General features: G+C 58.9%; 22 protein-coding genes. 14 read left to right on the top strand and 8 right to left on the bottom strand.

Annotation, left to right across the window (positions count from 1 at the left end):
- Nucleotides 1–25 precede the first annotated feature (25 nt).
- The 3 genes from ACFSE1_RS03445 to ACFSE1_RS03435 are packed head-to-tail and all read left to right on the top strand — an operon-like array spanning nucleotide 26 to nucleotide 2355.
- Nucleotides 26–853: an alpha/beta hydrolase gene (locus ACFSE1_RS03445; protein WP_377396634.1), complete on the top strand. Its 828-nt coding sequence runs from the start codon at nucleotides 26–28 to the stop codon at nucleotides 851–853.
- A 13-nt stretch (nucleotides 854–866) separates the two neighbouring features.
- The gene (locus tag ACFSE1_RS03440; RefSeq protein WP_377396632.1) at nucleotides 867–1580 is read left to right on the top strand and encodes a YoaK family protein; all 714 of its coding nucleotides are present in this window, start codon (nucleotides 867–869) and stop codon (nucleotides 1578–1580) included.
- A gap of 4 nt (nucleotides 1581–1584) precedes the next feature.
- The gene (locus ACFSE1_RS03435) at nucleotides 1585–2355 is read left to right on the top strand and encodes a YdcF family protein (RefSeq protein ID WP_377396630.1); all 771 of its coding nucleotides are present in this window, start codon (nucleotides 1585–1587) and stop codon (nucleotides 2353–2355) included.
- A 6-nt stretch (nucleotides 2356–2361) separates the two neighbouring features.
- On the opposite strand, the gene ACFSE1_RS03430 is transcribed toward ACFSE1_RS03435, so the two are convergent.
- Entirely contained in the window at nucleotides 2362–2832 is a 471-nt protein-coding gene (locus ACFSE1_RS03430) for a hypothetical protein (protein WP_377396628.1), read from the bottom strand.
- A gap of 123 nt (nucleotides 2833–2955) precedes the next feature.
- Between ACFSE1_RS03430 and ACFSE1_RS03425 the strand changes: the two genes are divergently transcribed.
- Nucleotides 2956–3600 carry a trimeric intracellular cation channel family protein gene (locus ACFSE1_RS03425; RefSeq protein WP_377396626.1) on the top strand — a complete coding sequence of 215 codons (645 nt, stop codon included), beginning with the start codon at nucleotides 2956–2958 and terminating at the stop codon, nucleotides 3598–3600.
- Nucleotides 3601–3650: 50 nt separating this feature from the next.
- On the opposite strand, the gene irrA is transcribed toward ACFSE1_RS03425, so the two are convergent.
- Complete coding sequence (irrA, locus tag ACFSE1_RS03420) at nucleotides 3651–4067, bottom strand: iron response transcriptional regulator IrrA (RefSeq protein ID WP_377396624.1); 417 nt, start codon at nucleotides 4065–4067, stop codon at nucleotides 3651–3653.
- 286 nt (nucleotides 4068–4353) lie between these two features.
- Here irrA and fabA point away from each other — a divergent pair, with 286 nt between their 5' ends.
- From fabA to fabI, 3 genes are read left to right on the top strand one after another with little or no spacing between them, the layout of a single operon-like run.
- Complete coding sequence (gene fabA, locus ACFSE1_RS03415; RefSeq protein ID WP_377396622.1) at nucleotides 4354–4869, top strand: 3-hydroxyacyl-[acyl-carrier-protein] dehydratase FabA; 516 nt, start codon at nucleotides 4354–4356, stop codon at nucleotides 4867–4869.
- Between the two features lie 43 nt (nucleotides 4870–4912).
- On the top strand, nucleotides 4913–6136 hold the full coding sequence (fabB, locus tag ACFSE1_RS03410) for a beta-ketoacyl-ACP synthase I (RefSeq protein WP_377396620.1): 1224 nt from the start codon (nucleotides 4913–4915) through the stop codon (nucleotides 6134–6136).
- Between the two features lie 4 nt (nucleotides 6137–6140).
- Nucleotides 6141–6947 (top strand): enoyl-ACP reductase FabI, encoded by an 807-nt coding sequence (fabI, locus tag ACFSE1_RS03405; protein ID WP_377396618.1) that lies wholly within the window; start codon nucleotides 6141–6143, stop codon nucleotides 6945–6947.
- Between the two features lie 126 nt (nucleotides 6948–7073).
- Here the strand turns inward: fabI and ACFSE1_RS03400 are convergent, their stop codons facing one another.
- The 5 genes from ACFSE1_RS03400 to rbfA form a co-directional block, all read right to left on the bottom strand.
- Nucleotides 7074–8090, bottom strand: a complete 1017-nt coding sequence (locus ACFSE1_RS03400; RefSeq protein WP_377396616.1) for a class I SAM-dependent methyltransferase — start codon at nucleotides 8088–8090, stop codon at nucleotides 7074–7076.
- 176 nt (nucleotides 8091–8266) lie between these two features.
- On the bottom strand, nucleotides 8267–10402 hold the full coding sequence (pnp, locus tag ACFSE1_RS03395) for a polyribonucleotide nucleotidyltransferase (protein WP_377396614.1): 2136 nt from the start codon (nucleotides 10400–10402) through the stop codon (nucleotides 8267–8269).
- 341 nt (nucleotides 10403–10743) lie between these two features.
- Nucleotides 10744–11013 carry a 30S ribosomal protein S15 gene (rpsO, locus tag ACFSE1_RS03390; protein WP_377396612.1) on the bottom strand — a complete coding sequence of 90 codons (270 nt, stop codon included), beginning with the start codon at nucleotides 11011–11013 and terminating at the stop codon, nucleotides 10744–10746.
- A gap of 190 nt (nucleotides 11014–11203) precedes the next feature.
- Entirely contained in the window at nucleotides 11204–12133 is a 930-nt protein-coding gene (truB, locus tag ACFSE1_RS03385) for a tRNA pseudouridine(55) synthase TruB (RefSeq protein WP_377396610.1), read from the bottom strand.
- 7 nt (nucleotides 12134–12140) lie between these two features.
- Nucleotides 12141–12557, bottom strand: coding sequence for a 30S ribosome-binding factor RbfA (gene rbfA, locus ACFSE1_RS03380; RefSeq protein ID WP_377396608.1), 417 nt, complete (start codon nucleotides 12555–12557; stop codon nucleotides 12141–12143).
- A gap of 410 nt (nucleotides 12558–12967) precedes the next feature.
- Here rbfA and ACFSE1_RS03375 point away from each other — a divergent pair, with 410 nt between their 5' ends.
- Both ACFSE1_RS03375 and ACFSE1_RS03370 read left to right on the top strand, forming a co-directional pair.
- Nucleotides 12968–14059, top strand: a complete 1092-nt coding sequence (locus ACFSE1_RS03375; protein WP_377396606.1) for a DUF475 domain-containing protein — start codon at nucleotides 12968–12970, stop codon at nucleotides 14057–14059.
- A 160-nt stretch (nucleotides 14060–14219) separates the two neighbouring features.
- Nucleotides 14220–14972, top strand: a complete 753-nt coding sequence (locus ACFSE1_RS03370; protein WP_377396604.1) for a siderophore-interacting protein — start codon at nucleotides 14220–14222, stop codon at nucleotides 14970–14972.
- Nucleotides 14973–15024: 52 nt separating this feature from the next.
- Here the strand turns inward: ACFSE1_RS03370 and ACFSE1_RS03365 are convergent, their stop codons facing one another.
- Entirely contained in the window at nucleotides 15025–16749 is a 1725-nt protein-coding gene (locus tag ACFSE1_RS03365; protein ID WP_377396602.1) for a chemotaxis protein, read from the bottom strand.
- Nucleotides 16750–17035: 286 nt separating this feature from the next.
- On the opposite strand from ACFSE1_RS03365, the gene ACFSE1_RS03360 reads away from it, so the two are divergent.
- From ACFSE1_RS03360 to ACFSE1_RS03340, 5 genes are all read left to right on the top strand, one after another.
- A complete protein-coding gene (locus ACFSE1_RS03360) occupies nucleotides 17036–17359 on the top strand; it encodes a hypothetical protein (RefSeq protein WP_377396600.1) in 324 nt (107 codons plus the stop codon).
- A 2-nt stretch (nucleotides 17360–17361) separates the two neighbouring features.
- Nucleotides 17362–17730 carry a response regulator gene (locus ACFSE1_RS03355; RefSeq protein WP_377396598.1) on the top strand — a complete coding sequence of 123 codons (369 nt, stop codon included), beginning with the start codon at nucleotides 17362–17364 and terminating at the stop codon, nucleotides 17728–17730.
- Nucleotides 17727–19754 (top strand): chemotaxis protein CheA, encoded by a 2028-nt coding sequence (locus ACFSE1_RS03350; RefSeq protein WP_377396596.1) that lies wholly within the window; start codon nucleotides 17727–17729, stop codon nucleotides 19752–19754. The genes ACFSE1_RS03355 and ACFSE1_RS03350 overlap by 4 nt, the downstream gene beginning before the upstream one ends.
- Nucleotides 19751–20269, top strand: coding sequence for a chemotaxis protein CheW (locus tag ACFSE1_RS03345; RefSeq protein WP_377396594.1), 519 nt, complete (start codon nucleotides 19751–19753; stop codon nucleotides 20267–20269). Before ACFSE1_RS03350 ends, ACFSE1_RS03345 begins: the two co-directional genes overlap by 4 nt.
- A gap of 22 nt (nucleotides 20270–20291) precedes the next feature.
- On the top strand, nucleotides 20292–21315 hold a 1024-nt coding region (locus tag ACFSE1_RS03340), incomplete at its 3' end, for a methyl-accepting chemotaxis protein (RefSeq protein WP_377396592.1).

Below are 21315 nucleotides of genomic sequence, written 5' to 3'. Positions count from 1 at the left end.
GTGAGCACCCAAAGGGGAGATTGCCATGCTGTTTCATCGCATCGAGGACTGGAACAACGCCTATGCCAATGGTGCGAACATTGCGCAGGGCGAAACATGGCCTGCTGCCTGGGAAGAGCCTGCGCGGGCCTATCGCGAGGAAATGCAGACGCTTGGGCGTGCGCAGCTTGATCTGGTCTATGGCGACAAGCCACGCAACCGGTTCGATCTTTTCCTTCCCGCAGACAGCCCGCAGGGTCTGGTCGTTTTCATCCATGGCGGCTACTGGCAGGCGCTCGACAAAAGCTACTGGTCGCATCTGGCACGCGGCAGCGTCGAAAGCGGCTTTGCCGTGGCCGTGCCCAGTTACACACTATGCCCGGAGGCACGCATCGGCGATATTGTGCGGGAAGCTGGACAGGCAATCGCGGATGCCGCCGGAGAAATCGACGGCCCGCTGCATCTTGCCGGCCATTCCGCAGGAGGGCATCTCGTCAGCCGCATGATTGCAGAAGGCTCTCCGCTGGCGCAAGCGGTTCAGGAGCGTATCCGCACCGTCGTTTCCATTTCCGGCGTTCACGATCTGCGGCCTCTCGTGGAGACCACCATCAACGCAAAGCTCGGACTGACGGCGCAAGAGGCAATGGCAGAAAGCCCGGCGCTGATGCGCCCGCTGCCGCAAAAGCGTCTCTTCTGCTGGGTTGGCGGCAATGAGAGGGCGGAATTCATCCGGCAAAACGCGCTGCTTGCGAATATCTGGCTGGGCCTTGGCGCCGAGACGGGTGCCTATGCGGAGCCGGACAGGCATCATTTCTCGGTGATCGACGGCCTGATGGATCCCCACCATCCGCTGGTGAAAACTCTATTGTCCTGAGGTGACACGGCACATGACACGGGCAAGGCGCAGGCGACTGATCCAGACTCAGAGAGCCGGAACCGGCGTCGCTCTCGTGGCGGCCATTTCGTTTCTGGCCGGAATGACAGATGCCATCGGACTTCGGCTTTCCGGCGATTTCGTGTCCTTCATGACCGGCAATACCACCCGAGCCGCAATTTCGCTGGCCGACGGCGACTGGCATCATGGTCTGGTTCTGCTGCTCGCCATCCTGATCTTCGTTCTGGGTAACGCGCTCGGCATCGTCGTTGCGCATTGGGTCCACAGGCGGATCTTCGGTGTACTGGCAACGGTTTCGATCCTTCTGGCGCTCGCCTCCATGACAACCGATCCGGCCTACGGCACTCTGCGCTTCCTGCTGGTGGTGCTGGCCATGGGCGTGGTAAATGCCGCCGTCGAACATGTGGAAGGACTGCCCATCGGCCTCACCTATGTCACTGGCGCGCTCTCCAGACTCGGGCGAGGCATCGGGCGGTTTCTCACGGGCGAGAGAAAGCTGGACTGGTGGATACAGATCGTGCCCTGGCTTGGCATGCTGCTGGGGGCGCTGAGCGGTGCAATCCTCGGATCTGCCCTGCCCGATCAAGCATTGTTTATTGCAGCTCTTCTGGCGCTTGCCATTGCTTTCTGCTCACTGCTCATTCGCAGAACGCTGCATCACCGCTATAAGCACCGCCAATCCTCCCCCATTACGCGCAGCAAGTGAGCCTATGTTCTATCTCTCGAAGATCTTCTGGCTGTTGGTGCAGCCGCTTTCTCTGGCATGCCTTCTGGGCCTTGCCGCCTTTCTGCTGACATTGTGGAGATTCCGGCGAACCGGGCTCACGGCGATGTTTCTGTCGGCGCTCATTCTCTTCGTGACACTCTACACCACGACCGGGAATGTGTTGCTGCAGCATCTGGAGAATGAGATATCCCGCCCCGCTTCACTGCCGGACAAGGTTGCATGCCTTGTCGTTCTTGGCGGCGCGACCGAAAACGAGGTCATGAGTGGACGCGGCGGCATTGAGTGGAACGCCGCTGCAGACCGCTATACGGAAGCCTTGCGCCTGGCGCAGCACTATCCGCAGGCAAAGCTTTTGATCTCCGGCGGCGACGGATCGCTGAGTGGCCGCTATGAAGGCGAGGCGCAGGTGACGGAGCGCTTTTTCAACACGTTTGGCATTGGCGCGGATCGCATCATCAAGGAAAACCAGTCGCGCAATACCTGGGAGAACACTCTCTACACCCGGACCGCGCTGCAAAATGCCGGGCTGACCGATTGTCTTCTGATCACCTCGGCGTTTCACATGCCACGCTCGATGGCGCTGTTTGCCAAGGCAGGTATCTCCGTTCAGCCCTATCCGGTGGACTACAGAACCAGCGGCAATGTGAAGCTCGGTTTCGATTTCACCCAGCCTTCGCTCAATGCGCAGAACACATCGACAGCGGTGCGTGAATGGCTGGGTCTGCTTGGCTATCGTGTCACGGGCCGGATCTGACTACGCTTACTTCTTGGAGATGGTCACCATCTTTGCGCCGCGGACCCGAACCGTCATTTCGCAATCGGGCTTTTCGCTGCGCTCGCAATAGCGCGGGTGCATTTTGAAAACGAAGACCATATTGCCGAAGCGCTTGATGAAATCGTAGCCGTAGATCTGGGCGGTCGCCATCATGAAATAGCCGCCTTCCTTGACCTGAAGGTAAAAATTGTGCGGGCACCCCTCTTCGTTGCAGCCCATGCCCTTCTGGCCGTTGCAGGTGATGGCGCCATGATTGGCAATGGCATCGATAATGCCATCATTATTGATGTCGAGCCGGGTGATAAAGCCGTCGTCGAAGCTCACGCCCGGGCATTCCTTGCGGAAGTAATCCTTTTCATAGATCTCCGGATCGCTGATGAGCTGCTGCTGCGCGTTGACGGCGAAGGGCATGAGGCAAGCCGCCAGCAATTGAAGGGCAATAAGCAGGCATTTCATCACGGTCATCTTCCCCGACGGGTATCGAGCGATTACAAGGTCAGCCACAGGCTGCGGCAAGGATAGCATGATCTCTATAACGAAACGGTACTTGCGTGACGCTTACGCGGGGAGAATGAAACCATGTCTTTGCTGATGATGCTGGATTATGCAGGCGTGGCCCTCTTCGCCGCAACAGGCGGACTGGCGGCATCGCGCAAGCAGCTCGATCTCATCGGGTTCCTTTTCTTCTCCGCCGCAACAGGCGTGGGTGGCGGCACATTGCGGGATCTGGTACTGGGAGCACCGGTCTTCTGGGTGGCAAACCCCACCTATCTGCTGATCTGCGTGGTTGTGGGGGTATTTGCCTTCTTCACCGCACATCAGGTGGAATGGCGCTACCGCCTTCTGATCTGGCTGGATGCGATCGGGCTCTCTGCCTATACGGTCATGGGCGCGGCCAAGGGATTAGCAATCACCGGCTCCCCGACAATTGCAGTGGTGACGGGCACCATGACCGCGACCTTCGGCGGCATTCTGCGCGACCTGATCGCCAATGAGCCCTCCATCCTGCTCAGGCCGGAAATCTACGTCACCGCGGCCCTGGCTGGCGCCAGCGCCTTCACGGCCGTGGAACTGCTGGACCTGCCGACCGGCCTCAGTTCCGCTGCGGGCATTGTGATCGCCTTCGCGCTTCGCGGCGGGGCCCTGCATTACGGATGGACCTTGCCACGCTACAAGGCACGGCCAGGCCGGCCGCTGGAGGAAGCGCTGAAAAAGCGAAAATAGAACGCGATCAAACTGGACTTCTGCCGGAGGAAGCCAACGGGCCTAGCGCCTCAGGACTTCTTTTCGCGCAGGCGAATGATGACGTCCACATGGGAAATTTCCATGCCATCGGGTGCCGCTGGCAGGTTTCCGATCTCGATATTGCTCACTGGAATATCGAGCACTTCATTGCGACCTTCCACAAAGAAGTGATGATGATCCGAAACATTGGTGTCGAAATAGGTCTTCTGGCTCTCGACGGCGAGAACACGGATCAGGCCCGCTTCGGTGAACTGATGCAGCGTGTTGTAGACGGTGGCCAGCGAAACGGGCACGCCCGCCGCAGCCGCTTCCTCGTGCAGTTCCTCGACAGTCAGATGACGATCACCCTTGGCAAAGAGAAGATCAGCCAGTGCAATGCGTTGCCGCGTGGGACGCAAGCCGCAAGTCCGAAGTCTGGTTTCCACATCCGTAATGGCGTCAGCCATTTTCGCCCTGCTCCATCAAGACCGATACAGTCAAGTTTTCGATATAACTTTTGCGGAGGCCACTTTCAATAGCAGGTATTGGGGGCATCAACCGCTGCAGACGGGTGGATATGCAAAAAAATGAACAGATGACCTCTGGTTTGACGGGTTCCATTCCTATATGCCGACCTCAAACATTTGCGTTTCAATGCCTGCCGCTGCGGTAAAAGGCGTCATACGCTTCATTTTGCGCCGGTCTTGCTTTAAAGACGCTAGAACCGAAGACGAGGGGGAACGGACAGACCTCATGACCACCAGACAATCCAGCTTTAGCTACGAAGAGATTTTGAAGTGCGCCCATGGCGAGCTTTTCGGACCGGGCAACGCGCAACTGCCGCTTCCGCCCATGCTGATGGTTCATCGCATCACGGACATCTCGGAAACCGGCGGCGCCTTTGACAAGGGCTATATCCGCGCGGAGTACGACGTGAAGCCGGACGACTGGTATTTCCCTTGCCATTTCGAAGGAAACCCCATCATGCCGGGTTGCCTCGGACTGGATGGCATGTGGCAGCTGACCGGGTTTTTCCTGGGCTGGCTGGGCGAGGAAGGCCGCGGCATGGCGCTTTCCACCGGCGAAGTGAAGTTCAAGGGCATGGTTCGCCCGCATACCAAGCTCCTGGAATACGGTATCGACTTCAAGCGTGTCATGCGGGGCCGCCTTGTACTCGGCACAGCCGATGGCTGGCTGAAGGCAGACGGCGAAACAATCTATCAGGCCACCGATTTGCGCGTGGGCCTTTCAAAGGACAAGACTGCCTGAAATCGTTTCAGGCACGTCACGGAAACAAGTAAAGGTAGATCAGATGCGACGGGTAGTTGTCACCGGTCTCGGTGTGGTTTCCTCGATCGGCAATAATGCCGAGGAAGTAGCCGCCTCTCTGCGCGATGCCAAATCCGGTATCACCTTCTCCAGCGATTTCGCCGAGCACGGCTTCAAGTGCCAGGTGTGGGGCAAGCCGACGCTTGACCCGACCGAGCATGTGGACCGCCGCGCCATGCGCTTCCTCTCTCTCGGAGGAGCCTGGAACCATGTGGCGATGAAGCAGGCGATTGCGGATTCCGGACTTGAAGAAGCCGAGTATTCGCAGAACGAGCGTGTCGGCATCATCATGGGGTCCGGCGGACCGTCCACACGCCAGATCGTGGAAGCCGCGGATATCGTTCGCCAGAACAACAGCCCGAAGCGCATCGGCCCGTTTGCCGTGCCGAAGGCCATGTCGTCCACGGCATCCGCCACGCTTGCCACCTGGTTCAAGATCCACGGCGTGAACTACTCGATCTCTTCTGCCTGCGCGACGTCCTCGCACTGCATCGGCAATGCCGTCGAGATGATCCAGTGGGGCAAGCAGGACGTGATGTTCGCCGGCGGTCACGAAGACCTCGACTGGACCATGTCCGACCTCTTCGACGCCATGGGCGCGATGTCGACCAAGTATAACGACAATCCTGCCTCCGCCTCGCGCGCCTATGATGCAAACCGTGACGGCTTCGTCATTGCCGGCGGCGCCGGTGTTCTGGTTCTCGAAGAACTCGAACATGCGAAAGCCCGCGGCGCAAAGATCTACGCGGAAATCGTCGGCTATGGCGCAACCTCCGACGGTTACGACATGGTTGCCCCCTCGGGCGAAGGCGCAATCCGCTGCATGCGTCAGGCGCTTGCCACTGTGCAGGGCGAGGTGGACTACATCAACACCCACGGCACCTCCACGCCGGTTGGCGACGCCAAGGAAATGGCCGCCATTCGCGAAATTTTCGGCGACAAGATCCCGCATATCCAGTCCACCAAGTCTCTGACAGGTCATTCCCTGGGAGCGGCAGGCGTACAGGAATCGATCTACTCGCTTTTGATGATGCAGGCAGGCTTTATCGGCGAGAGCGCGCATATTCAGGACATCGATCCGGAATTTGCCGATATGCCGGTGGTGCGCAAGCGCATTGACAACGCCAAGATGGACATTGCCCTTTCCAACTCCTTCGGGTTTGGCGGCACCAATGCCACGCTCGTCTTCCAGCGCTACAATGGATAAGTCGATGAGCGGAATCATGCAGGGTAAGCGCGGCCTCATCATGGGGGTCGCCAACAACCACTCCATCGCCTGGGGCATTTCCAAGGCGCTTCACGCTCAGGGCGCCGAACTGGCTTTCACCTTTCAGGGTGAAGCGCTTGGTCGCCGCGTGAAGCCGCTGGCCGCCGAAGTCAATTCGGATTTCGTGCTGCCCTGCGACGTGGAGGATCTGGCCTCGGTTGATGCCACGTTCAGCGCCATCAAGGAGCGTTGGGGCGGGCTGGATTTCGTTGTTCACGCAATCGGCTTTTCCGACAAGAACGAACTGAAGGGTCTCTACGCGGACACCACGCGTGAAAACTTCAGCCGGACCATGGTGATCTCCTGTTTCTCCTTCACCGAGATTGCAAAGCGCGCCGCCGAACTGATGGGCGAAGATGGCGCGATGCTGACGCTGACCTATGGCGGCTCGGTGCGGGTGATCCCGAACTATAACGTCATGGGTGTGGCCAAGGCCGCTCTTGAATCCTCCGTTCGTTATCTGGCTGCGGATTACGGTCCGAAGGGCATTCGCGTCAACGCGATCTCTGCGGGTCCTGTGCGCACGCTGGCGGGTGCTGGCATCTCGGATGCGCGCGCGATATACTCGTGGAACCAGAAGAATTCGCCGCTGCGCCGCACCGCAACGATTGAAGATATTGGCGGCTCCGCCCTTTACCTTCTGTCGGATCTGTCGCGTGGCGTGACCGGCGAAATCCATTATGTGGACGCAGGCTACAACATCACTTCGCTGCCGAACCTCGACCGCCTGCGCAACGCAGACGCCGAGTAAGCGGCTTCGATTTCTTCAGCCCTTCTGGTGCTGTCCTGACGCAGTTCCTGCCGGACGCGCTCTCCCATAACAAAAGCCCCGGATCATCGATCCGGGGCTTTTCCATTTCACGGCTTTTCCAGCGGCCTATTTGCGCGCGTGGAGCACCTTGAAGCGCGCATTGCGGCACACTTCGCCACTTTCCTTGAATTCCGTAGCCAAGGTCTGCTCGTAGGGCAGGCCACGATTGGCCACCATCAACAGCTGGCCGCCGATGCGAAGCGCGGAGGAGGCAGCCTTGATGAAAGCCTGACCAAGCGCCGGATCTGCCGCATGTCCCTCGTGGAAGGGGGGATTCATGATGACGAGATCGTATTTTTCCTTGATCGGCTCTGCGGCGAGATCCTGCCAGAAATAGCGAGCCTGCAGATCCGGGCAGTTGCGGCCCAGGTTCTTCCGGGCAAATTCCAGCGCACGATGGTCCGCTTCGAAGAGATCGATGCGGTTGGTGCGGGGGGAAGCCTGCTTGAGCATGACCGAAAGATAACCCCAGCCCGCCCCCAGATCGGCGGCATTGCCGTCGAAATCCTGCGGCAGGCGTCCGGCCAGCAGTTCCGATCCCGCATCGATCCTGTCATGCGAAAAGGTGCCGGGAACAGTTTCGAACTGCCCATCAATCAGCTGCGGCTGCTTGGCGAATTTGGCAAGCGCGGCCGAGACATCCGTAGGCCGGGAGAACCAGGCAACGACGCCGTGATATTTCGGCATATGCTCCACGGCAAAGCCGAGATTGGCCAGCTGCTTGCGCAAAGGCTGAATGCCATCTTCCTTGGAGCCGGCCAGAACAATCGTTCCGCCTTCGCGCACGCGCGTCAGCGCTTCCGCAAGATTGTTCTCGTTATCGCCCTTGTGCTTACCCAGCAGGATCAGCGCGCTGTCATAGTCCTCACCCTCGACCTCAGGGACGACATTGGCTCCCGAGAGGCTGAGCGGGCGAAAGAGAGGGCGCAGCGGCTGTACGTTCAGTATCTCTGCCTCGAACCCTTCCGGCAGGCGTGGGCCGGTCTCTGCGGCCAGAAACAGAACGCGGCTGCCAGCAGCAGGCAGCGGTAGGGTGCCGATGGCGAAGGGATGGAAAAGCGTCTTGATGGCGTCGCGGATCATGTTTGGGTTCCGGGTCTTAGAGCATTTCAGGTTAACACCGGATATGCTCTCTATCTTTGTTTTTTACGCGGTCCGGACGCAAAACCGCTACGCACTTTTGGCTCGGACCTGCTTTGGGATAGCAAAGGGGCGCGGAAAGTTCCCGCGCCCCGGTACTGAATGGAAATGCGAGAGGCTTATTCTGCGGCTTCGCCGCCTTCAGCCTTCTTGATTTCCTGGCCGGTGGCCTGATCGACAACCTTCATGGACAGGCGAACCTTGCCACGCTCATCGAAGCCCATCAGCTTGACCCAAACCTTGTCGCCTTCCTTGACCACATCCGAGGTCTTGGCAACGCGTTCGGAAGCGAGCTGCGAGATGTGAACGAGGCCATCGCGTGCGCCGAAGAAGTTGACGAAGGCGCCGAAATCGGCGGTCTTCACAACCGTACCTTCGTAGATCGCGCCGACTTCCGGCTCTGCCACGATGGAGTGGATCCACTTGCGGGCCGCTTCGATTTCCTTGCCGGATGCAGAGGCAATCTTGACCGTGCCGTCATCTTCGATGTTGATCTTCGCGCCCGTCTTTTCGACGATTTCGCGAATAACCTTACCGCCCGAGCCAATGACTTCGCGGATCTTGTCGACCGGGATGTTCATGACTTCGATGCGCGGTGCGAATTCGCCCAGCTGGCCGCGGCTTTCGGTGATGGCCTTCGCCATTTCGCCGAGGATGTGGTTACGGCCACCCTTTGCCTGGTTCAGAGCGACCTTCATGATCTCTTCGGTGATACCGGCGATCTTGATGTCCATCTGCAGCGAGGTGATGCCCGCTTCCGTACCGGCGACCTTGAAGTCCATGTCACCGAGGTGATCTTCGTCACCCAGGATGTCGGAGAGAACCGCAAAGCGCTCGCCTTCCAGGATCAGGCCCATGGCAATACCGGCGACCGGCTTTGCCAGCGGAACGCCTGCATCCATCAGCGCCAGCGAAGTGCCGCACACGGTTGCCATGGAGGACGAACCGTTGGACTCGGTGATTTCGGAGACAACGCGCAGCGTGTAGGGGAACTGTTCCGGCGTCGGCAGCATCGGGTGGATGGCGCGCCATGCCAGCTTGCCGTGGCCGATTTCACGGCGGCCCGGGGAGCCCATGCGGCCCGTTTCGCCGACCGAGTAGGGCGGGAAGTTGTAGTGGAGCATGAACTGCTCCTTGTACATGCCCGTCAGGCTGTCGACATACTGTTCGTCTTCGCCAGTGCCGAGCGTGGCAACGACCAGCGCCTGGGTTTCACCACGGGTGAAGAGGGCAGAACCGTGCGTGCGCGGCAGGATGCCGACTTCCGAGATGATCGGACGAACGGTTTCCAGATCGCGGCCATCGATGCGGCTCTTAGTGTCGAGAATGTTCCAGCGAACGATCTTGGCCTGCAAATGCTTGAAGACAGCGCCAATCACTTCCGGGGAATACTTGGCTTCGCCGTCTTCCGGCAGGAAGTGCGCCTTCACCTTGGCCTTCACGGCATCGACGGCAGCGTAACGCTCAGCCTTCTGCGTGATCTTGTAGGCAGCGCGCAGTTCGGTTTCGGCGATCGAAAGCATTTCTGCCTCGAGAGCGGAATGATCTTCCGGCTCGAATTCGCGCGGCTCCTTGGCGGCAACTTCAGCCAGCTTGATGATGGCATCGATCACCGGCTGGAAGCCCTTGTGGCCGAACATGACGGCGCCGAGCATGACATCTTCCGGCAGTTCCTTGGCTTCGGACTCGACCATCAGAACGGCGTCCTGCGTACCGGCAACAACCAGATCGAGGCTGGATTCGTCCATCTCGTCGAGGTGCGGGTTCAGAACATATTCGCCGTTGATGTAGCCAACGCGTGCGCCGCCGACCGGGCCCATGAAGGGAACGCCGGAGAGCGTCAGGGCAGCCGAGGTGGCAACCATGGACAGGACGTCCGGGTTGTTCTCAAGGTCGTGCTGGATGACGGTGACGACAACCTGCGTGTCGTTCTTGTAGCCTTCCGGGAAGAGCGGGCGGATCGGACGGTCGATCAGGCGCGAAACCAACGTTTCGTTTTCGGAAGGACGGCCTTCGCGCTTGAAATAGCCACCCGGGATCTTGCCGGCGGCATAGGTCTTTTCCTGATAGTTGACGGTCAGCGGGAAGAAATCCTGACCCGGCTTCGGCTCCTTGGCCGAAACGACAGTCGCCAGAACGACGGTCTCGCCATAGGTGGCGATGACAGCGCCGTCTGCCTGGCGGGCAACCTTGCCCGTTTCCAGCTTCAGCGGGCGGCCTGCCCATTCGATTTCGACGGTATGTGTATTGAACATGATGTGTCCTTCTTGCGCGGCAGCTTCGGCATTCCGCTTCACGGATGCCACGATGCGTTTAAGCCAGCGCCTGGTGTGACATGATCACGGGCAAGACAACGGGAGGCTTCTGTGATGCGGGATATGACGCCCGCAGAAGGAGAGCGGTTACCCACCCACCTTGCACCGGCAATCCGGCGAAGCATCCGGCAATCCTGCCCCATGACAGGTCATCGGTTACAATCGGCAGATCCGGCGGATCCGGGTCTGCCTCAACGCCCTGTTCGGGCTTCGGAATTTCCGGCCATCAGGCCAGAAAGTAAAACCGGCGGACCGCATCTGCTGTCCGCCGGAATGACGTCTTAGCGACGGATACCGAGGCTCGAAATGAGCTTCGTGTAGCGAGCTTCGTCCTTCTTCTTCAGGTAGTCGAGAAGCGAACGGCGGCTCGAAACCATCTTGAGAAGGCCACGACGGGAGTGGTTGTCCTTCTTGTGGCCCTTGAAGTGTTCGGTCAGGTTGTTGATCCGCTCGGTCAGGACAGCAACCTGGACTTCCGGAGAACCGGTATCGCCTTCGACGGTTGCGTATTCCTTGATGAGGGCAGCCTTGCGCTCTGCAGTGATCGACATCGGACAATCCTTTCTGATGTGAGGAATGAAGGGACGCCACAAGCCGGGATGTCGTCCAGCTTTGGCCATGAAACCGGATACAACAGTATCGGTTGGTGCCGCCTATACTCCATTCGCGCCTGGAAGGGAAGAGGCGATACTTTGACCGCCTGCCGCCGAACCGGCGGCGGCAGGGGAAATCATGGGCATATCAGGCAAAGACGCGCTTCGGGCGAAACTCGCCCTCGCCGATCTCGCCAATCGCAATCAGCTTGCCGCCGGCAAGCGCCACCGCTTCCGGTTCCGCCACAGGTGCATCCCGACCACGCAGAATGATCGGATTGCCCATGCGCAGGCGATGGGCCTGATCGTCGCTGATGCGGATCTGCGGCAGAGCGGAGAGCGCCTCGCTGGTATCGACCAGAAAGGCATCCAGTGCCGCCAGCCGCTCGTCGCGATCCTCGATGGCTTCGAGAGCCGTCAGTTCGGCAAGAGGCACCATCATATCTTCGGCAAAGGGCGCCACAAAGCTGCGGCGAAGGCCGGAGATGTGGCCAAAACAGCCGAGATCGCGGCCGAAATCACGCGCCAGCGAGCGCACATAGGTGCCCTTGCCGCATTCGACTTCGAAAAAGGCACGATCCCTCTCGACTTTCAGGAGGGTGAGCCGATGGATTTCCACTTCACGGGAGGGGATGCCCACGGTCTCGCCGTCACGCGCCAGATCGTAGGCGCGCTCTCCGGCGATCTTGATGGCGGAGAACTGCGGCGGAACCTGCGAAATCACACCGGTATAATTCGGTAGAAGAGCGCGGATTTCCTCTTCCGTCGGACGCTTTTCCGAGGAATTGGTGACCTCGCCCTCCAGATCGTCGCTGGCGCGTTCTTCACCCCAGGTGACCGTGAATTCGTAGATCTTGCGGCCATCCATCACATAGGGAACGGTTTTCGTCGCATCGCCCAAGGCAATCGGCAGCATGCCGGATGCCAGGGGGTCGAGCGTGCCAGCATGTCCGGCCTTCTGTGCGTTGAACAGCCACTTGATCTTGCCAACAGCTTCTGTGGAGCCAAAATCGACGGGCTTATCGAGAATGAGCCAGCCGGAAATCGGACGGCCCTTCGGTTTGCGGGGTTTGGACATGGATACTCTATTCTTTGTCGTCGTCGTCAGCTGTTGATTCAGAAAGATCGCGGCTGACTTCCGGAGACCGAAGCAATTCGTCGATCTTCTTGTAATTGTCGAAGCTCGTATCGTCGCGGAAGCGCACTTCCGGCATGTATTTCATCTGGCGAAGCGCGCCGCCAAGACGGCCACGGATAAACCGGGCGTGACGGTTCAGCGCTTCGATGACCTTCTCATGATCGGTAACACCCAGAGGCGTCACATAGGCCGTCGCAATCTTCAGGTCTGGCGACATGCGCACTTCGGACACGGAGATTACCGTGCGCTCGATCAGATCGTCACGCACTTCGCCCCGCTGCAAGACCTGGGTAATGGCGGCGCGAACCTGTTCACCAACGCGCAGCATGCGCTGCGAAGGCGCAGAAGATGTAGCTTTGCTCATTGTTGTTTTTCTTTCCTTCGGCCGGTCTCAATGGTCTTTTCATAACACAGACCGAGACAAATGGCGCGGCAGGCCCGCTCCATGCATCGACTTGTGCCAAAGGTCAAGGTTTGGCGCGCATTCCGGTGGCCAGACATCACATACAGCTCACGAGATCTTGACCTTTGCGCAGAATTCTCCATTTTCAGTGAAGTCTCCCCGAACCGAACCGATGGCGGGGATTGAACTTTGGTGCCGGGCCCCTCTGGCGAGAGTTTTTACGGCGCTCTCGCGATGTCGGTACCGCCTGCAATCTTAGCCGGCGGATTACATGCCATGTATCCCTTTATCATCCGAATTCCGGGTGCATCCTCACGTGTGCACCTTATCTCTTCCGTATTCCTGACCGTTACAGCCGATGAGGTTCACGCATGAGCCAGACCCCATCGCAAAGCTCTACGCTCGGTTACTTCCGCTGGGCCTTCATCGTGACGGCAATCGGCCTTGTGCTGGGTGGCGTTCTCGGCTGGCAGTCCACCGGCACGCTCGGCGGCATGCTCACCGTATTCTTCATCTGCGCGGTGCTGGCGGTCCTGGAAATTTCCCTTTCCTTCGACAATGCCATCGTGAATGCCAACAAGCTGAAGGACATGACCCCTGTCTGGCAACAGCGCTTCCTGACCTGGGGCATCCTGATTGCCGTCTTCGGGATGAGAATCGTCTTTCCGCTGCTGATCGTGGTGATCGCGGCCGGAATCGGTCCGATCGATGCGATCGTTCTGGCCGCATCCAGGCCTGAGGAATATGCGCGCATCATGAATGAGGCTCACCTGCCCATCGCGGCGTTCGGTGGCACCTTCCTGATGATGGTTGGCCTTACTTTCTTCTTCAACCATGAGAAGGATGTGCACTGGGTAGAAGTGATCGAGAGCCGCATTGCGCGCTTTGCAACCATCAAAGGCGTTGAAATTGCCTTCGTGCTGCTTTTGATCATGGTCTTCTCACAGTTCCTGCCGGAAGAAGAGGCATCGACCTTCGTTCATGCCGCAATCTACGGCCTGCTGACATTTCTTCTGGTCGAGGTTCTGGGCGGAGCACTGGATGCCTCGCAGAAAACCATGAGCGAGGCGGCAAAGGGCGGTCTGGGAGCCTTCATCTATCTTGAAGTGCTCGATGCGAGCTTCTCCTTCGATGGCGTTATCGGCGCCTTTGCCTTGACGCAGAACCTCTTCATCATCGCCATCGGCCTTGGTATCGGCGCCATGTATGTCCGCTCCATGACGATCATGCTGGTGGAAAAGGGCACGCTTGCCGAATACCGCTACCTGGAACACGGCGCGTTCTACGCCATCCTGATCCTGTCCGTGATCATGTATGTGCAGACGCTCTACCATATTCCGGAAGTCATTACCGGTCTTGGCGGTGCAGGCCTCATCGGCCTGTCCCTCTGGTCCTCGATCCGGCATAACCGCAAGGAAAAAGAGCGCGAAGCAAGCGGCGTTCTGAACAGCGGTCACGCGTGACACACTATTTTCTCCCCGCAGCATCTGCCTGCGGGGAGAATGACGAAGTGGTGCTCACGGCAGAGCTTACCAATCCGTAACAAAACATGACTTTCATAGACATGATTTAACCGCTATCTCTTTCGCCACAGCAAGTTCAGTCGCGAAAGAGGTTCGTTTGATGGATCAGCCCGTCCCCGCTTCAGTTGAGGCTCCACGCCGCAAACCCAATCTCCCCTCCTGGAACCTGACCGTTGTCGATGCCTTCGACATCCATCCGAAGATGCGGCGCGTTCTCTTCTCGACGGAAAATTTCGAGCAGTTTGCCTACAAGCCGGGACAGGACATCGTCTTCTTTCTGCCACAGGCAGATGGCGAACCCGGTCGCCGCCATTACACGATCCGCAGCATTGATCCGAATGCGCGAACGATTGCGGTGGATTTCGTGCTGCACGGAGTTTCGCTCGGCCCGAGCTTCGCGCGCCACGCAAAGGCGGGCGATACCGTCGAGGTGAAGGGACCGCGCGGGCGCGTCGTGTTCAACCCGGACGCCGACTGGCATCTTCTGACGGGCGACGAAACCTGCATTCCCGGAATCCTGCATATTCTTGAAAACCTCCCCGCACAGGCGCGCGCCTTCGCGTTCATTGAGGTGGAAGATGCCAGCTGGGAGCAGTCTTTCGAGACGAAGGAAAATGTTGCCATCGAATGGCTGCATCGCGGACCCGCCCGACCGAGTTCGGTGATGCTGGACAGGCTTTCGGCCTTTGCCTTGCCGGATGGACGCGGTCAGGCCCTGATCATTGGCGAAACGAGCAATGTTCGGGCGCAACGGCACCATCTGATCGAACGGGGCCTATCGCGTGAACAGGTAGCCTCTGAAGGTTATTGGCGTCCCGGCCGCAATGGCGGCCACGACCATGTGGATGATTGAGTATTGATCCCAGACACGTTCGGCAAACGTGCGACTGCGCTTTTGCCGGACATCAGAACAGGGCTGCATCCAGATCATCGTCGGAAAGCACGGTCAGTGGCGCTTCTTCCGGAGGCGCCGTGCCCAGCACTGCTGCATGCAGTTCGCGCTCCGAGGCCATCGTGTAAAGCTTGTTGATCCGCGGGCTGATAATCTCGAGAGCCGCCGCCAGGCCGCTTTGATCAACCGTGTCGTGAGAGGCAAGATCCTGGGCGCAACGCTCCAGAATGTCGCCGAGATCGGCTTGGAAGTCGAGGCGCTGCATGGCGGCATTCATATCGGCCACGCCGGTGCGCCCCTCCTGCGCCAATTGCTCGAGATCCGTATCCATGGAGGAAGCCGCCGCCTGGATGCGATGAAGAGCACGCGCCAGCCTTTCATCCAGAGTATGTTCATCGAGCACAGCCGGCGCATCCGTAATCAAGCGCTTGGCAGCCGTTTCCAGAACCTTCAGCTGGGCCAGAATATGCTCCGCCGACTCATCCAGATGACCGGCGAATGATCGCAGCTCGGCGGTCACAACATTGATGGCCTTGCCCTCTTCGCCCAGCTTGCCGCATCGCAGGTTGGTATTGAGAGCCATGTAATGGATATCGCCACGAATGACACGCACGACGCCGATATCGGCAAGCAGTGTTTCAATCGTGGTCAGCATATGCTGGGTCATCGACGATGCCTGCGCTGCCACCGCCTCGATTTCGAGAACGGCTTTGCGGGCCTGCTCGATGCCCTCTTCCAGATGGTGAAGCGATCCTGCGCCACCTTCGTCATTCCCGCCGGTCATTTCCTGCTGGATTGCAGTGATCTCGCCAAGCTCCACACGGAAACTGGAAATGGTGTCGATGATCTTCGAGGTCTCGCGGTGGAAATCGCGCCGGATCTCCTCCATCTGCCTGAACACGAGATGCTTTACGACAGCCCGCAGGCGCTGGCGTTCTTCAGCGCCGAGAAAATCCGCCTCCGGAGAGGTCAGGAACTCTTCCAGGACGGTGAAGGATGACTGACAATGTTCCACGCGCTGGCGGGTGATGTCGCCGATCTGCATTGCCGAAAGGGTGGAGCCGAGCTTCAGCTGAATCCCGCGCGCAATGGTCTTCACCTGCTCGGCGCGCTCGTTCAGCCGCTGACGGTGATGGCGGATCTGTTCCACGCCGCCATCGAGGCTGGAAACGATCTGCGGGATCATCTGCCCGTAACGTTCGATGGTGACACTTCCTTTGGTCATCAGAGGACCAAGATTCCTGCCAAGCTCGGTCAGCTTATCGGCCAGTCCATTGACCTGTTCGCTGCCCTGCTGGATGCGCTCGAGAATTTCCTCGGCAAAGCCGGCAAAGTCGGGAATCCCGGCGCCGGTAATTTTTGCCGTTACGGCAAAGGTGCGCAGATAACGCAGCGTTTCCTGCATCTGGGCCAGATGCGGGCGCAGCATACGCTCCGATTCGAAAATATCCTGAAAGCCTGCCTGGCGCGTGGCTTCTGCATCCGTCAGGCCGGAAAGCGCAGCAATCGTTGCTCTCAGCTCATTGGTGGTTTCTGTCGCGACGCCCTCATCCAGAGAGCCTGTCAGCGCATCCAGAGAATTCACCATCCGGTTGAGAATATCCAGCACGGACAGAAGAACAGAGCCGCCATCCAGGAATCGTTGCTCGATCCGCTTTCTCGCTTCTTCCAGTTTCTCGGCATGGATCGATACATGCGGATGGGGCGCCTGAACCCTCAATGCACTCGCAGAAGCCAAGTTATTCTCCATCCATCACTGACTCGGATTGGGCCAAGGCGCCACCTTACTTGCAGCGTGTATTGACCCTGCCCATTCTTGGACTGTCATAATTGCGAAGGGACGTTAAAGAGTTGCCAACATATTAGATAAATACCACTCTTGGTTAAAATTTTCGCCATTCTTGTACAAAAAAACACAACCACAAATCTTTCCCGATAAGAAGTACCAATCAGATTTTAGCATCTTGTTAAGTATCGAAACTCACAGTCACGCCAGCTGAATGACGCTTTCTCACGGGGTTTCGATGGATTTGAATGGGCAAGAGACCTTGCGCCTGTCGCTGGGCGAGGATTTGGGACTTCGAAAAGCCTCTGAACATCATGAAAAACTAATTGATGCACTGCAGAGCCATTCATCAATTATTATAGAATTTCCAGACAATCATCAGGCAGATGTAAGTACCGTCCAACTAATTGAGTCGGCTCGTATATTTGCATCTACTTGCGGCAAGAAGCTGAAACTCGCCAAACCAGCGTCCGGCTCACTGCTGAGTGTTTTGGAACGGGGCGGGTTTCTGACGAACACTACACCGGAAGACAGCAACTTCTGGATGCATAACGGAGAATAACCATGAGCGCCAAGATCCTCACCGTCGATGATTCCGCCAGCGTGCGCCTGACGACGCGGGTTGCATTGACCAATGCGGGATATGCCGTGACCGAAGCGGTGGATGGCATGGACGGTTTGGGCAAGATGCGTTCAGGTCAATTCGATCTGGTTGTGACCGACCTGAACATGCCGAACATGGACGGCCTGACCATGATCCGCGAGCTGCGCAAGCTGCCCGCTTTCATGGGTGTTCCGGTCATCTTCCTGACCACGGAATCCGACAACGAACTGAAAAGTCAGGCGAAGGCTGCTGGCGCCACCGGTTGGCTGACCAAGCCCTTCGACCCGGAAAGCCTCGTAAAGATTGTCAAAAAGGTCTTGGGTAGATGAGTTTTCCTGATCCGATTGCGGTTTTCCGGACAGAAGCTGCGGAGATTCTCGAGCAGATCGAAACCGGCCTGCTGGACCTGAATCACGACCTGGCCAACAAGGACCAGGTCGATGCCGTTTTCCGCGGCTTGCACACCCTCAAGGGGTCCGGCGCGATGTTCGGGTTCGAGGCTCTGGCGGCCTTTACCCATCACTGCGAATCCGCCTTCGATCAGGTGAGAAAAGGCGTGGTTCCAGCCACGCACGATCTGGTGAGTTCCGTCCTGAACGCACTCGATCACATGCGGGCGCTTATCGAAGTGCCGGGCGGCAACCACGATGCCGTCAGCGAGCGGCTTTTGACGGCGCTGCGCAAGGCGGTGGAACTGGCGGGATCCGGCGGCGCATCCGCCCCGGCGCCGGCTGCGGCCAAGAGCGCGCCCAAGCCAACGCATTACCGCATGACCTTCAGCCTGCCGCGCAATGCCATGGCAAACGGCACCAACCCGCTTCCGCTTCTGGACGAGTTGCGCGAACTGGGCGAATGCACGATCAGCGCGGACCGCAGCGAGATCCCCTCGCTCGACGCCCTGGTGCCGAACGATCTTTATCTGGCCTGGACGGTCGATCTGAAGACAACCGAGCCCCGCTCCGCCATCGATGACGTGTTCATCTTCGTCATGGATGAGATGCAGCTTGATGTTCAGATTATTGACGGTGACACCACTGCCGAAACCGCGGCACAGGCAGCGCCTCTGGCTGCACCTGTGACCGAGGAGCCTGCGGCAGAGGCGGTTGCGCCAGTACCTGCTTCCGAAGTGCCCTCCCCCCGCAGCCCCCAGGCGGCAGGGGATGGCAAGCAGGCAAAGGCTGCTGAAAATGTTCGCGTTCCGGCAGAGCGCCTGGACGAACTGATGGACCGTGTCGGCGAACTGGTCATTGCGCAATCCCGCCTCAGCCAGCTGGCTGGCGTCAGCGGTGACCTTCAGCTTCGTGCCGTCTCCGAAGATGTCGAGCGACTTTCCGGAGAGCTGCGCGACACGATGATGGTTCTGCGCATGGTTCCCGTCACGCAGCTGTTCGGCCGTTTCCGCCGACTGGTGCATGACCTGGCGATCGAGACCGGCAAATCCATCGAGTTGATCACCGAAGGCGAATCCACCGAGGTGGACAAGAGCGTGGTTGAGAGGCTTGTCGACCCGCTGGTGCACCTGGTCCGCAATTCCTGCGATCATGGCCTTGAACCGCCGGAAGAACGCCGTGCCGCTGGCAAGAACGCCGTGGGCCGCATCATGCTTTCCGCGCGGCAGGCCGCCGGCGAGGTCATCATCACGATCCGCGACGACGGTCGCGGCATCAACCGGGAGCGCGTGCGCGCCAAGGCTGAAGCCTCCGGCATCATTTCTCCCAATGCCCAGCTGAACGATCAGGACCTGCTGCAGCTCATCTTCCAGCCCGGCTTCTCGACCGCGCAGCAGGTGACCAACCTGTCCGGTCGCGGCGTGGGCATGGATGTGGTGAAGAAGACCATCGACGCGCTTCGCGGCACGATCAACGTGGTCAGCCGCCCCGGAGAAGGCTCGGAGATCACCCTCTCGATCCCGCTGACCCTCGCCATCATCGACGGGCTTCTGGTCCGCGTCGGATCCGGCCGTTACGTCATTCCGCTCTCGGCGGTGGAAGAGTGCCTCGAACTTTCGGTGGAAGACGATATGCGTTCACGCGGGCGCAGCTTCATCTCGCTTCGCGACAGCCTGGTGCCGTTCATCCGGCTGAGGGATCTGTTTTCAACACAGACAAAGCCGGATCCTTTCCAGAAGGTCGTTGTCATCTCCACCGGCTCTGAGCGTGTGGGTCTCGTGGTCGACCAGATCATCGGGGACCATCAGACCGTCATCAAAAGCATGTCCAAGCTGCATCATGATGTTGCGACCTTCTCGGGCGCAACCATCCTCGGCGATGGCGGCGTCGCGCTGATCCTCGACGTCGGACATCTGATTGCAGCCGGTCAGCAACAGGAGGCGCAATTGCGTGCCGCAGGATGAACCAGATAGCACGAAAACTTCCCGAAGAACTTTGGGGCAACAGTGAGGAACTTGAGGTTCTCACCTTCGACATTGCCGGCGAAATGTTTGCACTCGAGGCCGTGAAGGTCCAGGAAATACTAGATCTCCTGCCGGAAACCAGCGTTCCGGGGGCAAAGGCTTTCGTTGCCAGCGTCATCAATTTTCGCGGCAAGGTCATTCCGCTGGCCGATATCCGGCTTGCGTTTGGAATGGAGGCGACCAAGCCGACCATCGATAGCCGGATCATCGTGATCAAGCTGGACGTGGACGAGGAACCCACACTGGTCGGCATCCGCACCGACAAGGTTCACGAGGTCACCACGCTGGTCAAATCCGCCGGTGAGCCGCCACCAAGCGTCGGCATGCGCTGGCGCCCGGACTTTATCGACTGCCTCGTCAAACGGGGCGGCGAATTCATCATCATCCCCAACCTCTACACCATCTTCTCGGCCAAGCCAGATCGCGGCAACGCCTCATCGCAGCAACAAAACTGAGCCGGATCAGGATAACACGACCATGCGCGCTACCATCAAAGCCAAACTTACCGTCGCCTTCTCGCTGGTAATCGTCATGCTTCTCGCCACGGCAGGTCTCGCAATTTACAGTCTTGCCGGGCTTAATTCGACACTTGAGGAGACGATAGAAGGCCCTGCTGCCCGCTTGAAGCTCGCGCAGCAACTGAACCTCCTGCAGCTGCAGCAGTTGCGTCAGCAAAAGAACATGTTGCTCGCCACGGATGCAGCCGCCATTCAAGGCTATGCCAGCAGGATCGATGCCCTGCGCAAGGAATTCGCCAACACCTATGACGAGGTTGTTTCCAAGGCCACCGAGAAGGGCATGGTTTACTGGAACAAGCTGAAGGCGATGAAGGTCGATTATCTTCGTCAGGATGACCAGATACGTGCTGCCATCCTGGCAGGCGATATGGCCACCGCCAACAGGATTTCCTCGACCGAAAACCGTGCAACCGTTACGGAAATCGACGGCCTGCTGGAGGAAGTGATCTCGCTGGAAACCAGCCGCCTGAACGAGGCAAAGCTGGCGGCGGCTGCAAGCTATGAGCAGACCCGACTCATCCTGATCTCGGTCGCAGTTGCCGCCCTGATCATTGCGGTCGCTGCTGCAGTATGGATTGCCATCTCGATCAATCGCGGACTGCGCAATGCTGTCACGGCGGTCCAGTCCGTTGCCGAAGGCGATCTGACGCGGATGGCAACCGTGACCACGAAGGATGAGATCGGCGACCTGCTCGGTTACGTCAACACGATGATCGAACGCCTTCGCGGCGTGGTCTCCGATGCGCTGTCTGCCTCGGACAATGTGTCCTCCGGCAGCCAGGAACTTTCGGCAAGCTCCGAACAGCTGTCGCAGGGCGCGACCGAACAGGCATCGGCTGCCGAACAGGCCTCCGCCTCCATGGAAGAGATGGCCGCCAACATCAAGCAGAACGCCGATAACGCTGCCCAGACCGAAAAGATTGCCCGCCAGTCTTCCCGCGATGCAGAAGCGTCCGGCCAGGCTGTCTCCCGTGCTGTCGGTG

Source organism: Affinirhizobium helianthi (assembly GCF_042680945.1).
Taxonomy (GTDB): domain Bacteria; phylum Pseudomonadota; class Alphaproteobacteria; order Rhizobiales; family Rhizobiaceae; genus Neorhizobium; species Neorhizobium helianthi.
Note: the sequence above shows the minus strand (reverse complement) of the source record. Positions and strands in the feature narration are given on the sequence as shown.

Excerpts from the sequence above, each read along its gene's own strand:
- ACFSE1_RS03445 (WP_377396634.1), top strand. The coding sequence starts at position 26 with ATGCTGTTTCATCGCATCGAGGACTGGAACAACGCCTATGCCAATGGT.
- ACFSE1_RS03440 (WP_377396632.1), top strand. The coding sequence starts at position 867 with ATGACACGGGCAAGGCGCAGGCGACTGATCCAGACTCAGAGAGCCGGA.
- ACFSE1_RS03435 (WP_377396630.1), top strand. The coding sequence starts at position 1,585 with ATGTTCTATCTCTCGAAGATCTTCTGGCTGTTGGTGCAGCCGCTTTCT.
- ACFSE1_RS03430 (WP_377396628.1), bottom strand. The coding sequence starts at position 2,832 with ATGAAATGCCTGCTTATTGCCCTTCAATTGCTGGCGGCTTGCCTCATG.
- ACFSE1_RS03425 (WP_377396626.1), top strand. The coding sequence starts at position 2,956 with ATGTCTTTGCTGATGATGCTGGATTATGCAGGCGTGGCCCTCTTCGCC.
- irrA (WP_377396624.1), bottom strand. The coding sequence starts at position 4,067 with ATGGCTGACGCCATTACGGATGTGGAAACCAGACTTCGGACTTGCGGC.
- fabA (WP_377396622.1), top strand. The coding sequence starts at position 4,354 with ATGACCACCAGACAATCCAGCTTTAGCTACGAAGAGATTTTGAAGTGC.
- fabB (WP_377396620.1), top strand. The coding sequence starts at position 4,913 with ATGCGACGGGTAGTTGTCACCGGTCTCGGTGTGGTTTCCTCGATCGGC.
- fabI (WP_377396618.1), top strand. The coding sequence starts at position 6,141 with ATGAGCGGAATCATGCAGGGTAAGCGCGGCCTCATCATGGGGGTCGCC.
- ACFSE1_RS03400 (WP_377396616.1), bottom strand. The coding sequence starts at position 8,090 with ATGATCCGCGACGCCATCAAGACGCTTTTCCATCCCTTCGCCATCGGC.
- pnp (WP_377396614.1), bottom strand. The coding sequence starts at position 10,402 with ATGTTCAATACACATACCGTCGAAATCGAATGGGCAGGCCGCCCGCTG.
- rpsO (WP_377396612.1), bottom strand. The coding sequence starts at position 11,013 with ATGTCGATCACTGCAGAGCGCAAGGCTGCCCTCATCAAGGAATACGCA.
- truB (WP_377396610.1), bottom strand. The coding sequence starts at position 12,133 with ATGTCCAAACCCCGCAAACCGAAGGGCCGTCCGATTTCCGGCTGGCTC.
- rbfA (WP_377396608.1), bottom strand. The coding sequence starts at position 12,557 with ATGAGCAAAGCTACATCTTCTGCGCCTTCGCAGCGCATGCTGCGCGTT.
- ACFSE1_RS03375 (WP_377396606.1), top strand. The coding sequence starts at position 12,968 with ATGAGCCAGACCCCATCGCAAAGCTCTACGCTCGGTTACTTCCGCTGG.
- ACFSE1_RS03370 (WP_377396604.1), top strand. The coding sequence starts at position 14,220 with ATGGATCAGCCCGTCCCCGCTTCAGTTGAGGCTCCACGCCGCAAACCC.
- ACFSE1_RS03360 (WP_377396600.1), top strand. The coding sequence starts at position 17,036 with ATGGATTTGAATGGGCAAGAGACCTTGCGCCTGTCGCTGGGCGAGGAT.
- ACFSE1_RS03355 (WP_377396598.1), top strand. The coding sequence starts at position 17,362 with ATGAGCGCCAAGATCCTCACCGTCGATGATTCCGCCAGCGTGCGCCTG.
- ACFSE1_RS03350 (WP_377396596.1), top strand. The coding sequence starts at position 17,727 with ATGAGTTTTCCTGATCCGATTGCGGTTTTCCGGACAGAAGCTGCGGAG.
- ACFSE1_RS03345 (WP_377396594.1), top strand. The coding sequence starts at position 19,751 with ATGAACCAGATAGCACGAAAACTTCCCGAAGAACTTTGGGGCAACAGT.